We start from the raw sequence: 14,461 nt of genomic DNA, 5'->3' as shown, positions 1-14,461 counted from the left end.
ATTATTTTGATATATGGGTTTTCAAACGATGAAAAGGTTCGTGGATATTGTTGTTGCCTCTGTAGCAATTCTATTACTTTCACCAATATTTATTTTAGTGGCTTATAAAGTTAGAAAAAACTTAGGCGCACCAATCTTTTTTTATCAAGAAAGACCTGGGGAGAATGGTAAGTTATTTAAAATGATTAAATTTAGGTCAATGAAAAATGGAGTTGACCAATGTGGAAATCCCTTACCTGATGAATTAAGAATTACTCCTTTTGGGCAAAAATTACGTTCAACCAGCTTAGATGAAATGCCACAACTATTCAATGTACTTAAAGGTGATATGAGTATTGTTGGTCCTCGTCCACAAATGACTGAGTTTTTGGAGCATTATACTGTTGATCAAATGCGACGTCATGAGGTCAAGCCAGGTATGACTGGACTTGCCCAAGTAAGTGGACGGAATAATTTATCGTGGGAAGAGAAGTTTGACTTAGATGTTCAGTATGTAGAAAATCATAATATATTACTGGATTTTAAAATTATGGTTAAAACCGTTGATGTTATGCTGAAAAGAGAGGGGATTAATGCGCCAAATCAAACAGTTGGTTCAAGCCGTTTTACTGGTTCAGAGTCTCAATCTAGTTCTATTGTAAAGTAAAGGTTTTAAATATGATCAAAAAAGCAATTTTACCTGTTGCAGGGTTAGGGACTCGTTTTTTACCTGCCAGTAAATCGATCCCAAAAGAAATGGTCACTGTTGTGGATCGCCCTGCAATTGAATATGTGGTACGTGAAGCGGTTGAAGCTGGTATCGAACAAATTATCTTGGTGACGCACTCATCTAAAGCATCGATTGAGAATTATTTTGATCGTAATTTTGAGTTGGAAACAACTTTAGAACAAAAAAAGAAATTTGATTTGCTTAAGGAAATTACTGATATTTTACCGAAGCATGTGAGTGTGGTGAGTGTACGCCAACCTCAACCTTTAGGCTTAGGTCATGCAGTGTTATGTGCTAAAGATATTGTTGGTAATGAAGCATTTGCGGTGTTACTCCCTGATGTTCTAGTAAAAAATCGATCTAGTGAAAACGACTTATCCCTTATGATCCAGCGTTTTGAACAGTCTCAAGCTGCACAAATTATGGTGGAAGCTGTGCCTGATCATTTAGTCGATCAATATGGTATTGTTGACGTAACCATTTCACCACAAGAGGGTGAAAGTATTGCGATGCAGGGTATTGTGGAAAAGCCAACTGTTGGAACTACACCTTCGAATTTATCTGTAGTAGGACGTTATATTCTACCTGCTGAGATTATGAGCTTATTGGAGAATACGCCTCGTGGTGCAGGAAATGAAATTCAGTTAACCGATGCAATTGCAGCTTTACAGCAAACTGAAACAGTTGAAGCGTATCGTATGAAAGGACAAACCTTTGATTGTGGTAGCAAAATTGGTTATCTCAAAGCAGTACTGCATTATGGGATAGAGCATTCTAAATTAGGAGAAGATTTTAAAAAGCTAATTATAGAACTGAATTTATAAAATTTCTGGAAAAGAATAGAATGAAGATAGCAGTTTTTGGAAGCACACTTCATGCTGGTGTCATGTCTGCTTTACTGGCAGAACGAGGTAATGAAGTTTTTTGGTGTGTAGATCATAATTATATAGGTAATGATAAGCAGATTGCTTGTGTGACATATCAGGAACAGGATGTAAACCGATTGCTGCTTAAACAGCGTCAATTAGGTTTCCTAAAAGACTGCTGTTTTTCTTCTATTCCTTTAGATATAGAGGCTTACTTTTTTTGTTTTAGTCCTACTGAATTTCAGGTAGCAGAAGAAATAACCAAGTACTTGAGTATACGAACAATCATTCATCCTCGGTTAATGATTAATGGTTCAACTTTTGGTTTACATTCTACAAAAAAATTATCACAAAATTTACCTAAGGATTATTGGGTTTATTTCCCAGATATGATCCAGGAAGGCAATGCACTAAATAGTGTTTTAAATGTTCAGCATGTCATTGTAGGTATTGAGACAGAGTATACTAAAACCATAATGTATGAAATATTGCGACCATTCTTCCGTTTTACTCACCAATATTTGTTTATGCCGATTTTGGATGCAGAATTTACTAAACTGAGTATTTCTGGCATGTTAGCAACACGTATTAGTTATATAAATGATTTGGCACTTGTAGTCGAGAAGCTTGGCGTAGATATTGCTAATGTAAAAAATGGTATGGCAGCCGATACTCGTATTGGGGCCGCTTACCTGTCGGCTGGTGTTGGATTTGGTGGGGAAAACTTCTCCCATGATATTTTAACCTTATCAAATGTCATTTCTGACGCAGGTACACGTAGCCGCTTGCTTGAGCAGGTTTGGGAAATCAATGAACAGCAAAAAGAAGTATTATTTCGTAAACTCTGGAATTACTATCATTGTGATTTAAATGGTAAGGTAATTGCAATTTGGGGGGCTTCATTTAAGGAAAATACTTCAAATATTCATAATTCTCCTATTCATAGTATGTTATCCGCTTTATGGGCACAGGGGGCTATTGTCAAACTCCATGACCCACAGGCGTTAGATGAAATTCAAGCATATTATGGTAAAAGAGAAGATTTAATTTTATGCCGAGAACAATATAAAGCAACCGAGGGAGCACACGCGTTATGTTTGGTGACCGTCTGGAAGCAATATTTAAGCTTAGATTATAAGAAGCTTCAACAATTAATGGCTCACCCTTTAATTTTAGATGGTCGTAATGTGTATGATCCCATCTATGTAAAACAACAAGGGTTTGCTTATGAGGGAGTAGGGCGATTATGAATGAAAAGATTGAAAAGTTTCCAAAGAAAATGGTGCTCACATCTGAACAAAAGCTTACTAAATTGATAGAGCAGTATGAGAAAGTTCATTTAAATGAACTTTTTGAGAAAGAGCAGAATCGTTTTGATAAATATCGCGTTGAATGTAAAGATTTAGTCTTTGATTTTAGTAAGCAGCGTATCAATGGTACCATTTGGGAAGTATTAGTTGAACTTGCTAAAGATAAAGCTTTAGATCAGTGGATTAATACTTTATTTTCTAAGCATAAAATTAATTATACTGAGCAACGAGAAGCAATGCATTGGGCACTACGTTTGCCTGAAGATAATATAAAATTTCCTGAACTGGCTCATCAGGTCTCTGAACAACTTCATAACATGTATCGTCTAGTTAATAAAGTTCACGCTGGGCAATATCGGGGAGTTACAGGAGAAGTAATCCAAGATGTAGTCAATATTGGTGTAGGGGGGTCTGATTTAGGACCACTCATGGTAAGTTGTGCATTATCTGACTTTAAAGTCAAAACGATAAAACCATTGAATGTTCGTTTTGTATCGACGATGGATGGAAGCCAGTTATCAGATATTCTGCATCAGTTACGCCCAGAGACAACCTTATTTATCATTTCTTCTAAATCTTTTGGTACGATTGATACTCTTTCCAATGCTCATACGGCAAGAAAATGGATAGAGAAATCGTTAGGTAGAGATAGTGCTGTATTAAAAAGCCATTTTATTGGGATTTCGACCAAACCAGAGAAAATGACAGAATGGGGTATTGCAGTTGAAAACCAATTATTATTATGGGATTGGGTTGGTGGTCGTTATTCTTTATGGTCGTGTATTGGTTTGCCGATTGCATTAACTATCGGGGTGGATGGATTTAAGCAGCTCTTGGCAGGGGCCCATACTGTGGATGAGCATTTTCAAATTGCTCCATTTGCTCAAAATATTCCTGTACTCATGGGATTATTGGGTATCTGGAATAATAACTTTCTTAAGCTTCAGACACATGCAGTGTTGCCATACGATGGTCGACTGAAGTACTTTGCTGCTTATTTACAGCAGCTTGAAATGGAGTCGAACGGTAAATCTATTCAGCGAAATGGGGAAAAGGTCAATGCAGCAACTTGTCCTATTGTTTGGGGAGAGGTGGGTCCAAATGCTCAGCATGCCTTTTATCAGTTACTGCATCAGGGAACACATAAAGTCAGTTGTGATTTTATTGCGCCAGTGAAACGTTATAATGCCAACCAATTTACCTATGCTGAAAATGCAGAGGCTTTAGTTGAGCAACATCATTTGGCATTATCAAATTGTTTAGCACAATCGCGTTTGCTCGCATTTGGCAATCAGGCACTCTCAGCCGATGAACTGAAAGATTTGCCTAGTTATAAGCAATATGAGGGTAATCAACCGAGTTCAACCATTCTATTAAAAGAGTTGAATCCCTATAGCTTGGGAATGTTAATTGCATTATATGAACATAAAGTGTTTGTGCAATCTGTTTTATGGAATATCAATCCCTTTGACCAATGGGGCGTTGAAAAAGGTAAAGAAATCGCCAATCAACTATTACCAATTTTAAATGGTGAACAGGGTGATTTATCTGCATTTGATACCTCAACGCAAGGTCTGCTTAGAATATTATTAGGAAAAACAGATGGCTAAGATTTTAGTGACAGGTGGTGCTGGCTATATTGGTTCTCATACTTGTGTTGAATTACTGAATGCAGGACACGAAGTCATTGTATTTGATAATTTATCGAATAGTTCTGAAGAGTCATTAAATCGTGTCCAGCAATTAACCAACAAAACTTTGGTTTTTGTACAAGGTGATATTCGCTTTGAAAAGGAACTTGATCAAGTTTTTCAGGAACATAAGATTGATGCGGTAATTCATTTTTCGGGTTTAAAAGCAGTCGGTGAGAGTCAAAAGATTCCATTGACCTATTTTGATCATAATATTGCTGGCAGTATTCAGTTAATGAAGTCGATGGAAAAAGCAGGTGTATTTACACTGGTATTTAGTTCATCGGCAACGGTTTATGGTGAATTAAACCCATCGCCATATCAAGAAGATATGCCATTGAGTTTACCAAATAATAATTATGGCTATACAAAATTGATGATTGAGCAAATGTTACAAAAAATCGCGTTAGCTGAAATGCGGTGGTCGATTGCGTTATTGCGCTATTTTAATCCAGTAGGGGCTCATCAAAGTGGTCAAATTGGGGAGGATCCACAAGGAACACCAAATAATTTGATGCCTTATGTCACTCAGGTTGCTATTGGGCGACGTGAAAAGCTTTCAATTTTTGGAAGTGACTATCCAACTGCGGATGGAACATGTGAACGAGATTTTATCCATGTTGTTGATTTAGCCAAGGCGCATGTTTTAGCAGTAACCAATCGCTTGGATCAGCAGGGATGGCGGGCGTGGAATATTGGAACTGGCATTCCAATTTCAGTTTTACAAATAAAAGAAACCTTTGAAAAAGTAAATAGAATTGTGATTCCGACAGAGTTTGTTCATCGAAGAGTTGGAGATTTAGCAGCCTTTTATGCTGACGCTTCTCGAGCAAAAAATGAACTAGGTTGGCGACCTCAATATACCTTAGAGGATATGTTGGCAGACAGCTGGAATTGGCAAAAGCAAAATCCAAATGGCTATAAGAGTTAGCAAGCCAATTGATATTATTCAACACTGAAAGGTGTGTTTTAAAAAAGCGATTCCTATAATTTACAGGAATCACTTTTTAGCTGATTCAGATTAAGCTTGGATTAAATTGGTTAATTCACCTACATAATGTTGTATTGGTTGTGGATTCTGATCAGCGCGGCTTTCAATATTTAAACGCAATAAAGGCTCAGTATTCGAGGCGCGTACATTTAAACGCCATGCACCAAAATCAAGACTGACCCCATCAGTACGATCAATCTGTGGATTCTGGTCTGTATAATGATCAAAAATCTTTTGTACAGTTGCTTGGGTATTCTCTACTTTAAAATTGATTTCACCACTACATGGGAATTTGGCAATCATATTCTTAACCAATGTTGAAAGTGTTTGACCTGTTTCAGAGAGCAGGGCAATAGTGAGTAGCCAAGGAATCATACCGCTATCACAGTAAGCAAAGTCGCGGAAATAGTGATGTGCGCTCATCTCACCACCGTAAACGGCATTATGTTCACGCATCACATCCTTAATAAAGGCATGACCACACTTGGATTGAACTGTAATACCTTGATATTGATCCACAATATCAATGGTATTCCAGACTAGGCGTGGATCATGCACAATCTTTTCACCTGATTGCTTGATCAAGAATGCCTGTGCCAATAAACCTACAATGTAATAACCTTCAATGAATTGTCCTTTTTCATCAAACAGGAAGCAACGGTCGAAGTCCCCATCCCAAGCAATGCCCATATCCGCGTTATGCTCAAGCACAGCCTTACGAGTACTATCACGGTTTTCGATCAAGATTGGGTTCGGAATACCATTTGGGAAAGTTCCATCTGCTTCGTGATGAATTTTAATAAACTCAACAGGGATATTCAGTTGTTGGAACTTGTGTTCAATCGCATCAATGACATGACCTGCTGCACCATTACCAGCATTGACCACCAGTTTAAGGGGCTTAATTCTTTGCGGATCAATATAAGTCAGTAGGTGTTCAACAAACTCAGGTAAGATATTATAGTTTTCAGTTGAGCCTTTTTGCTCAACCTCTGCAAACTCACCAGATTCAGCGAGTGCCTGTATTTCTTTTAGGCCTGTATCAGCACTAATTGGACGAGCATTTTCACGTACCAATTTCATACCATTGTAATCCATCGGATTATGGCTCGCAGTCACTTCAATCCCACCTTGTACATCGAGATGGAACGCTCCGAAATAGACTTCTTCAGTGCCAGTCATACCCAAATCCAGCACATTGACACCTGCATCATTTAAACCACGAATCGTCGCCTGTTTTAAGCCCTCACTACTCAAACGGATATCACAGCCAATCACGACCTTTTTAGGTTGATAGATTTGTCCATAGGCACGACCAATTTTATAGGCGATGTCTTCGTTGAGTTCTGTACCTAATTTTCCGCGAATATCGTAGGCTTTAAAGCAGGTGAGTTGAGTCATTTTTTATTTACACAGTGGTTTTAAATGCCTTGCAGTATACAAAGACTCGACTGGCTTGAACAACCATAGATACAGATTGAATCCTTTATAATTGAGTAAGTCAGATGTATCGCTGTCAATCAGTTCAGGCAATCTCATCTTATGCGTAATAAAAAATGGTTGTTTCACGTGAAACAACCATTTCGAGTTTTATAAGTGATGGATGGGTTAAGCAGATTTTGATAACACTTCTGCCATAGCTTTCGCAACTTTATAAATATTGTTCATGTTTAAGCCTGCAACGCAGATACGACCACTACGTACAAGATAGATTGCATATTCTTCACGTAGTATATCCACTTGTTCACCAGTTAAACCTGTGTAGCTGAACATACCTTTTTGATTGACAAGGTAGCTAAAGTCGCGATCTGGTAATGCCTTGGTGAGTTCATCTTTCAAGATACTACGCATTTTAATAATACGTTCACGCATCTCTTTGACTTCGCCTTGCCATTGTTGGTTCAAATCAGCGTCATTGAGCACCTGATCAACCAGCCATGCACCTGTAGTTGGTGGGCTAGAGTAGTTGCGGCGTACGGTTGCCTTTAACTGACCAAATGTGCACTGTGCTGCTTCAGCGTCATCACACACAAAAGTTAAGCCACCGACACGCTCACCGTAAAGTGAGAAGATTTTAGAGAATGAGTTGCTGACAATAAAGTTTAAGCCTGCCTGATCTAAAGCACGGATTGCATAGGTATCCTGCTCCATACTATCACCAAAACCTTGATAGGCAATGTCGAGGAATGGAATCAGATTACGTTCTTTTAATACTGCAATCACCTGATCCCATTGGGCTGGATTGAGATCTGCACCTGTTGGGTTATGGCAGCAAGGATGCAATAACACAATGCTTTGTTCTGGCAATGTTTTCAGGGTCGACAACATACCCTCAAAATCTACACCACGTGTTTCAGCATCGAAGTATGGGTAGAAGTGACTTTTGATACCAGCGCCATTAAAAATGGCAATGTGGTTATCCCAAGTTGGCTGACTGACCCAAACTTCTGAATTTGGAAAATAGGTTTTTAAGAAGTCAGCACCGACCTTTAATGCACCTGAACCACCCAATGTCTGGATTGTTACAGCACGACCCTGCTGAACTGCTGGACTATTTGCACCAAACAACAACGCCTGAATCGCCTCACGGTAAGGTTTGAAACCCTCCATTGGCAGATAAAGCTTGGTTTTATCATTTTTTGGCGCAATACGTTTCTGTGCTTCGATAATGGTATCAAGCTGAGGAACGATACTATCTTCGTTATAGTATAAACCAATACTTAAATTAATCTTTTCAGCGCGTGGATCAGCATTGAACTGTTCCATTAATGAGAGGATTGGATCGCCTGCATAAGGTGGGATATGTTGAAACATTAACAATGTCCTTTTATTCAACAAGGGGCATGGATGTGTCTTGTGGAGCACTGCTCCAGATGCCCAATAATGTACCAATAAAGCCAGCATGAAGCACGCTGTTATTTGCATTCTTGAAGCAGTATTTACTTACAAAATTTGTAGTGAACTCGTCGATGATAAGGATTGTCTACAATCATGCTGTCATACCATAGTCGTAGCATAAACAGCACAAAAAAGATGATGTGTTAAAAGATAAAACCAATATTTTGTTTTTAAACTATTGTTTTAATTAAATTTATGTGGGTTTGAATTTGTTTTTTGGTGGCTTGATATTGGATGTCAAGCAGATAGGATTGGCAGGATGAGTCTTATTTATTGTCGACAATCCTATTGCAATTTTTCTTATATCTCGTTATAAAATCATCAAAATGGTAGAGATTGTCGACAATATGCAAGATACCCTTGTTCAACAAGCCATCAGCACAAGTCAGGGAAGAACACTGACGGAACACGTATTTAAGCAAATTCAGTCTGCGATTGTACTGGGGCAAATTCCCGCAGGAAGCAAAATTTCCGAGCCAGAGCTGGCACGTATTTATGGCATTAGCCGCGGACCTTTACGTGAGGCGATTCACCGCTTAGAGGGGCAGAAACTGGTGGAGCGAACGGCACATATCGGTGCACGTGTTGTTTCTCTCTCTTTACAACAATTTAAAGAACTCTATCAAGTTCGAGCCTCTTTAGAGGGCTTGGCCTGTAAACTTGCAGCTCAGCATATTGATAAAAAACAAATTTTGGCTTTGCGTGATGTATTGCGGATGCATGCCGAAGATGAGAATTTTAAAGCAGGTAAAGGCTATTACCTACAAGAAGGTCAAGACGATTTTCATTACTGCATTATCAAAAGCAGTGGCAATAAAACTCTCGAAAAAATGTTATGTGATGAGTTGTATCACCTCATCCGTATGTATCGAATCCAGTTTTCAAATACCCCAGATCGACCAAGCAAGGCTTGGGACGAACATATCCGCATTTTAGATGCGATCGCAGAAGGTGACGGTGAACTCGCCGAAATGCTGATGCATCGTCATATCAATGCATCCTACAAAATTGTTGAGCAAACATTGCTGCAAACTCAAGGAGAACAACAACATGGCTAAATCTGCTGGTCAGCTATTCCGCGACGCGGTCGCAAATGAAAAACCATTACAGGTGGTGGGGGCGATCAATGCCAACCATGCCTTATTGGCAAAACGTGCAGGCTATAAAGCGATCTATTTGTCAGGTGGTGGGGTTGCCGCGGGGTCTTTGGGTTTACCTGATTTGGGCATCAGTAATCTTGATGATGTGTTGACTGATGTACGCCGTATTACAGATGTCTGTGACTTACCCTTATTGGTCGATGTAGACACAGGTTTTGGTGCATCTGCATTTAACATTGCACGTACCACGAAGTCGATGATTAAGTTCGGTGCAGCAGCGATGCACATTGAAGATCAGGTTGGTGCAAAACGTTGTGGTCACCGTCCGAATAAAGCCATCGTGACGCAGCAAGAAATGGTGGATCGTATCAAGGCTGCGGTCGATGCGCGTACCGATGAAAACTTTGTGATCATGGCGCGTACCGATGCACTTGCGGTTGAAGGCTTACAAGCTGCGATTGACCGTGCGGGTGCATACATTGAAGCAGGTGCAGATATGCTATTCCCTGAAGCCATCACTGAATTGGCAATGTATAAGCAATTTGCTGACCTGACCAAAGTTCCAGTTTTAGCCAACATCACAGAATTTGGTTCTACGCCATTATTTACCACAGAAGAGCTGGCTTCTGCTGACGTGAGCATTGCCTTATATCCACTGTCTGCATTCCGTGCCATGAATAAGGCAGCGGAAAATGTCTATGTGACTTTACGTCAGGAAGGTACGCAAAAGAATGTGGTCGATACCATGCAAACCCGTCAGGAATTGTATGAGCGCATTAATTATCATGCGTTTGAACAATATCTTGATGGAACTTTTGCAAAGAATAAATGATTTTTTAACCCCCTCTAAATCTCCCCCTTGTCAGGGGGAGACTTCTACGAAATCAAGATGTTATTTGGTGCGTGAAATCCCTCACCTTTTTAAGGGGAGGTTAGGAGGGGTTTCTAGGATAAACCAGTAAACACAATAAAAGGACAATCTTATGAGCTCTAATGAAACACCAGTAGGCTTTAAGCCAAAGAAATCAGTTGCACTCAGTGGTCAAGTTGCAGGGAACACTGCGCTATGTACAGTGGGTCGTAGCGGTAATGACTTACATTATCGTGGTTATGACATTCTTGACCTTGCAGTTGGCAGCGAATTTGAAGAAGTTGCACACTTATTGGTACATGGTAAATTACCAAATAAAGCTGAACTCAAAGCCTATAAAGCAAAATTAAAAGCACTTCGTGGCTTACCCGCAGCATTGAAAACTGCACTTGAACAACTTCCTCCATCTGCACATCCAATGGATGTGATGCGTACAGGTGTTTCAGTTCTCGGTTGTTTAACCCCAGAACATGAAGACCACAATGAAGCGGGCGCTAAAGACATCGCTGATAAATTGATGGCAAGCTTAGGTTCAATGTTGTTGTATTGGTATCACTTTAGCAACAATGGTCGTCGTATCGAAGTTGAAACCAATGATGATTCGATTGCTGCACATTTCCTCCATTTACTTCATGGTGAAGCACCATCTGAAGAATGGATTCAAGCAATGCATACCTCTTTGATTCTCTATGCAGAGCATGAGTTTAACGCGTCTACATTTACTTCTCGTGTTGTGGCAGGTACAGGTTCAGATATGTACTCAGCCATCACTGGCGGTATCGGTGCACTGCGTGGTCCAAAGCATGGTGGCGCAAACGAAGTGGCGTTTGTGATTCAACAACGTTATGACAATGCTGACGAAGCAGAAGCAGACATTCGTAGCCGTGTAGAGAAGAAAGAAGTGATTATCGGTTTTGGTCACCCTGTTTATACCATCTCTGATCCACGTAACGAAGTGATCAAGAAAGTGGCTTATGATCTTGCTCAAGCACAAGAGAATACCAAAATGTACTTGATCGCTGAGCGTTTAGAAGCGGTGATGAAAGAAGTGAAAAACATGTTCCCGAACCTCGATTGGTTCAGTGCGGTGAGCTATCACTTGATGGGTGTTCCAACAGCAATGTTCACGCCATTGTTCGTGATTGCACGTACAGCAGGTTGGTCAGCACACGTGATTGAACAACGTCAAGACGGTAAGATCATTCGTCCAAGCGCGAACTACACAGGTCCTGAAAACCTGGAATTCAAACCATTGGCGGAGCGTGGTTAATGACAAATCAATACCGTAAACCGCTGCCAAATTATAATGGCAATACCCAGCTCGAATACTATGACGTGCGTCAAGCTGTTGAAGATATTCAGCCAGGCGCATATGCAACTTTGCCATACACCTCTAAAGTGTTGGCTGAGCAGCTTGTGCGTAAAGCTGATGCAGAAAACTTAACTGATTATTTAAAACAACTGATCGAACGCCGTCAGGACATGGATTTTCCTTGGTATCCTGCACGTGTGGTGTGTCACGACATCTTGGGTCAAACCGCATTGGTTGACCTTGCTGGCCTACGTGATGCGATTGCCGATAAAGGCGGTGATCCATCTAAAGTCAACCCAGTGGTTCCAACACAGTTGATCGTAGACCACTCATTGGCAGTGGAATATGGCGGTTTTGATCCTGACGCGTTTGAGAAAAACCGTGCAGTGGAAGACCGTCGTAACGAAGACCGTTTCCATTTCATTGAATGGACCAAGACCGCTTTTAAGAATGTTGATGTGATTCCTGCGGGCAACGGCATCATGCACCAAATCAACTTGGAGAAAATGTCTCCAGTGATTCAAAACCGTGATGGTTTGGCATTTCCTGATACCTGTGTCGGCACAGATTCACATACCCCACACACTGACGCTTTAGGCGTGATTTCGGTGGGTGTTGGTGGTTTAGAAGCTGAAAATGTGATGTTGGGTCGTGCATCGTGGATGCGTTTACCTGACATTATTGGTGTTGAGCTAGTGGGTCAGCGTCAAGCAGGCATTACCGCAACTGACATCGTGTTAGCCTTAACTGAATTTTTGCGTAAAGAACGTGTGGTCGGTGCATATCTGGAGTTCTTTGGTGAAGGTGCAGATACCATGTCGATTGGTGATCGTGCTACGATTTCCAATATGACCCCTGAATATGGCGCAACCGCTGCCATGTTCTATATCGACCAAAACACCATTGATTATTTACGCCTGACAGGTCGTGAAGATGCACAAGTGGCATTGGTTGAGCAATACGCGAAAGAAATCGGTCTTTGGGCATCTGATATGATCAAGGCTGAGTACCCACGTGTACTACGTTTCGATCTTTCAACTGTAACCCGTAATATTGCTGGCCCATCAAACCCACATGCACGTGTATCTACGGCTGATTTGGCGGCAAAAGGTATTGCAGGAAATTTAGAAGCGGCTAAAGCACAAGAAGCAGAAGGCTTAATGCCTGATGGTGCGATCATTATCGCGGCGATTACGTCTTGTACCAATACCTCAAACCCACGTAATACCGTTGCGGCAGGTTTATTGGCACGTAAAGCCAATGAACTTGGTTTAGTGCGTAAACCTTGGGTGAAATCGTCTTTTGCACCTGGTTCTAAAGCGGCTGCATTGTATCTTGAAGAAGCTGGCGTACTGAAAGACCTAGAGAAACTTGGTTTTGGTATCGTGGCGTATGCATGTACTACCTGTAACGGTATGTCAGGTGCGCTTGATCCAGTGATTCAACAAGAAATTATTGATCGTGACTTGTATGCGACTGCAGTACTTTCAGGTAACCGTAACTTCGATGGCCGTATCCATCCATATGCAAAACAGGCGTTCTTGGCATCTCCGCCACTTGTAGTTGCTTATGCGATTGCAGGAACGATCCGTTTTGACATCGAGAAAGATGCACTCGGTACAGACAAAGACGGCCATCCAATTTACCTGAAAGACATCTGGCCATCTGATGCGGAAATTGATGCGCTAGTAAAAGAAGCAGTGAAGCCTGAACAATTCCGTAAAGTTTATATCCCAATGTTTGACTTGGGTGAAGTTGAGCAAGCAGAAAGCCCATTGTATGATTGGCGACCAATGAGTACCTATATCCGCCGTCCGCCATATTGGGAAGGGGCGTTGGCTGCACCACGTACTTTGTCGAATATGCGTCCGCTTGCGATCTTGGGTGACAACATCACCACAGACCATTTATCGCCATCCAATGCGATTATGATGGATTCGGCTGCGGGTGAATATCTACATAAAATGGGCGTACCTGAGGAAGACTTCAATTCATACGCGACGCACCGTGGTGACCATTTGACAGCACAGCGTGCAACCTTTGCCAACCCGAAATTGTTTAATGAAATGGTGGTTCGTTCAGACGGTACCATTAAGCAGGGTTCAAAAGCGCGTGTAGAGCCTGAAGGCGAAGTGATGCGTATGTGGGAAGCGATTGAAACTTACATGAACCGTAAGCAACCGTTGATTATTGTTGCGGGTGCGGATTATGGTCAAGGTTCAAGCCGTGACTGGGCAGCGAAAGGTGTTCGTCTTGCAGGTGTTGAAGCAATTGTGGCTGAAGGTTTTGAGCGTATTCACCGTACTAACCTTGTAGGTATGGGCGTATTACCGCTTGAGTTTAAACCAGGTGTCAACCGTAAGACGTTGAAGTTAGATGGTACTGAGCTATATAGCGTGATTGGTAATATCTCACCGCGTTCAACTTTAACTTTAGTAATTGAGCGTTCAACTGCTGATGGTAAAGAAGAGATTGTTGAAGTACCTGTGACTTGCCGTTTAGATACAGAAGAAGAAGTTTCTGTATATGAAGCGGGCGGTGTATTACAGCGTTTTGCGCAAGACTTTTTAGAAGGCCAAGTGGCTTAACACTTTAGCTAAAAGTAATTGATATTGTTTAATAAAAACCCTACTTTAGAGTGGGGTTTTTAATTTAAAAGAGATAAATACTAATGATATTATGAAAATGTTATATATGTTTTTATTTTAAACTT

The 14,461-nt window shown here is 40.8% G+C and carries 11 protein-coding genes; 9 read left to right on the top strand and 2 right to left on the bottom strand.

Features of this window, described 5'->3' with window-relative positions:
• Positions 1-28 precede the first annotated feature (28 nt).
• Genes QTA56_RS15325 through galE form a run of 5 tightly spaced genes read left to right on the top strand, consistent with a single transcriptional unit; the run spans position 29 to position 5,507 of the window.
• Positions 29-646, top strand: a complete 618-nt coding sequence (locus QTA56_RS15325) for a sugar transferase (protein WP_267981857.1) — start codon at positions 29-31, stop codon at positions 644-646.
• A gap of 11 nt (positions 647-657) precedes the next feature.
• Positions 658-1,533 carry a UTP--glucose-1-phosphate uridylyltransferase GalU gene (galU, locus tag QTA56_RS15320; protein ID WP_267981856.1) on the top strand — a complete coding sequence of 292 codons (876 nt, stop codon included), beginning with the start codon at positions 658-660 and terminating at the stop codon, positions 1,531-1,533.
• Positions 1,534-1,553: 20 nt separating this feature from the next.
• Complete coding sequence (locus tag QTA56_RS15315; protein ID WP_267981855.1) at positions 1,554-2,825, top strand: UDP binding domain-containing protein; 1,272 nt, start codon at positions 1,554-1,556, stop codon at positions 2,823-2,825.
• Positions 2,822-4,495, top strand: coding sequence for a glucose-6-phosphate isomerase (pgi, locus tag QTA56_RS15310; RefSeq protein WP_267981854.1), 1,674 nt, complete (start codon positions 2,822-2,824; stop codon positions 4,493-4,495). The genes QTA56_RS15315 and pgi overlap by 4 nt, the downstream gene beginning before the upstream one ends.
• A complete protein-coding gene (gene galE / locus QTA56_RS15305; RefSeq protein WP_267981853.1) occupies positions 4,488-5,507 on the top strand; it encodes a UDP-glucose 4-epimerase GalE in 1,020 nt (339 codons plus the stop codon). The genes pgi and galE overlap by 8 nt, the downstream gene beginning before the upstream one ends.
• A 90-nt stretch (positions 5,508-5,597) precedes the next feature.
• Here the strand turns inward: galE and QTA56_RS15300 are convergent, their stop codons facing one another.
• A complete protein-coding gene (locus tag QTA56_RS15300; RefSeq protein ID WP_267981852.1) occupies positions 5,598-6,968 on the bottom strand; it encodes a phosphohexomutase domain-containing protein in 1,371 nt (456 codons plus the stop codon).
• A gap of 207 nt (positions 6,969-7,175) precedes the next feature.
• Positions 7,176-8,381, bottom strand: coding sequence for an amino acid aminotransferase (locus QTA56_RS15295; RefSeq protein ID WP_267981851.1), 1,206 nt, complete (start codon positions 8,379-8,381; stop codon positions 7,176-7,178).
• 431 nt (positions 8,382-8,812) lie between these two features.
• Between QTA56_RS15295 and QTA56_RS15290 the strand changes: the two genes are divergently transcribed.
• The 4 genes from QTA56_RS15290 (at position 8,813) to acnD (ending at position 14,336) form a co-directional block, all read left to right on the top strand.
• Entirely contained in the window at positions 8,813-9,523 is a 711-nt protein-coding gene (locus tag QTA56_RS15290) for a GntR family transcriptional regulator (RefSeq protein ID WP_267981850.1), read from the top strand.
• Positions 9,516-10,397, top strand: coding sequence for a methylisocitrate lyase (gene prpB, locus QTA56_RS15285; protein ID WP_004907224.1), 882 nt, complete (start codon positions 9,516-9,518; stop codon positions 10,395-10,397). Before QTA56_RS15290 ends, prpB begins: the two co-directional genes overlap by 8 nt.
• A 151-nt stretch (positions 10,398-10,548) precedes the next feature.
• A complete protein-coding gene (gene prpC, locus QTA56_RS15280) occupies positions 10,549-11,706 on the top strand; it encodes a bifunctional 2-methylcitrate synthase/citrate synthase (protein ID WP_267981849.1) in 1,158 nt (385 codons plus the stop codon).
• Positions 11,706-14,336 (top strand): Fe/S-dependent 2-methylisocitrate dehydratase AcnD, encoded by a 2,631-nt coding sequence (gene acnD / locus QTA56_RS15275; protein WP_267981848.1) that lies wholly within the window; start codon positions 11,706-11,708, stop codon positions 14,334-14,336. Before prpC ends, acnD begins: the two co-directional genes overlap by 1 nt.
• Positions 14,337-14,461 lie beyond the last annotated feature (125 nt).

Source organism: Acinetobacter thutiue, from assembly GCF_030385805.1.
In the GTDB taxonomy this organism is placed as follows: Bacteria; Pseudomonadota; Gammaproteobacteria; order Pseudomonadales; family Moraxellaceae; genus Acinetobacter; species Acinetobacter corruptisaponis.
The sequence above is the reverse complement of the archived record's forward strand: the minus strand, read 5'-3'. Positions and strand labels throughout refer to the sequence as shown.

Excerpts from the sequence above, each read along its gene's own strand:
- QTA56_RS15325 (WP_267981857.1), top strand. The coding sequence starts at position 29 with ATGAAAAGGTTCGTGGATATTGTTGTTGCCTCTGTAGCAATTCTATTA.
- galU (WP_267981856.1), top strand. The coding sequence starts at position 658 with ATGATCAAAAAAGCAATTTTACCTGTTGCAGGGTTAGGGACTCGTTTT.
- QTA56_RS15315 (WP_267981855.1), top strand. The coding sequence starts at position 1,554 with ATGAAGATAGCAGTTTTTGGAAGCACACTTCATGCTGGTGTCATGTCT.
- pgi (WP_267981854.1), top strand. The coding sequence starts at position 2,822 with ATGAATGAAAAGATTGAAAAGTTTCCAAAGAAAATGGTGCTCACATCT.
- galE (WP_267981853.1), top strand. The coding sequence starts at position 4,488 with ATGGCTAAGATTTTAGTGACAGGTGGTGCTGGCTATATTGGTTCTCAT.
- QTA56_RS15300 (WP_267981852.1), bottom strand. The coding sequence starts at position 6,968 with ATGACTCAACTCACCTGCTTTAAAGCCTACGATATTCGCGGAAAATTA.
- QTA56_RS15295 (WP_267981851.1), bottom strand. The coding sequence starts at position 8,381 with ATGTTTCAACATATCCCACCTTATGCAGGCGATCCAATCCTCTCATTA.
- QTA56_RS15290 (WP_267981850.1), top strand. The coding sequence starts at position 8,813 with ATGCAAGATACCCTTGTTCAACAAGCCATCAGCACAAGTCAGGGAAGA.
- prpB (WP_004907224.1), top strand. The coding sequence starts at position 9,516 with ATGGCTAAATCTGCTGGTCAGCTATTCCGCGACGCGGTCGCAAATGAA.
- prpC (WP_267981849.1), top strand. The coding sequence starts at position 10,549 with ATGAGCTCTAATGAAACACCAGTAGGCTTTAAGCCAAAGAAATCAGTT.
- acnD (WP_267981848.1), top strand. The coding sequence starts at position 11,706 with ATGACAAATCAATACCGTAAACCGCTGCCAAATTATAATGGCAATACC.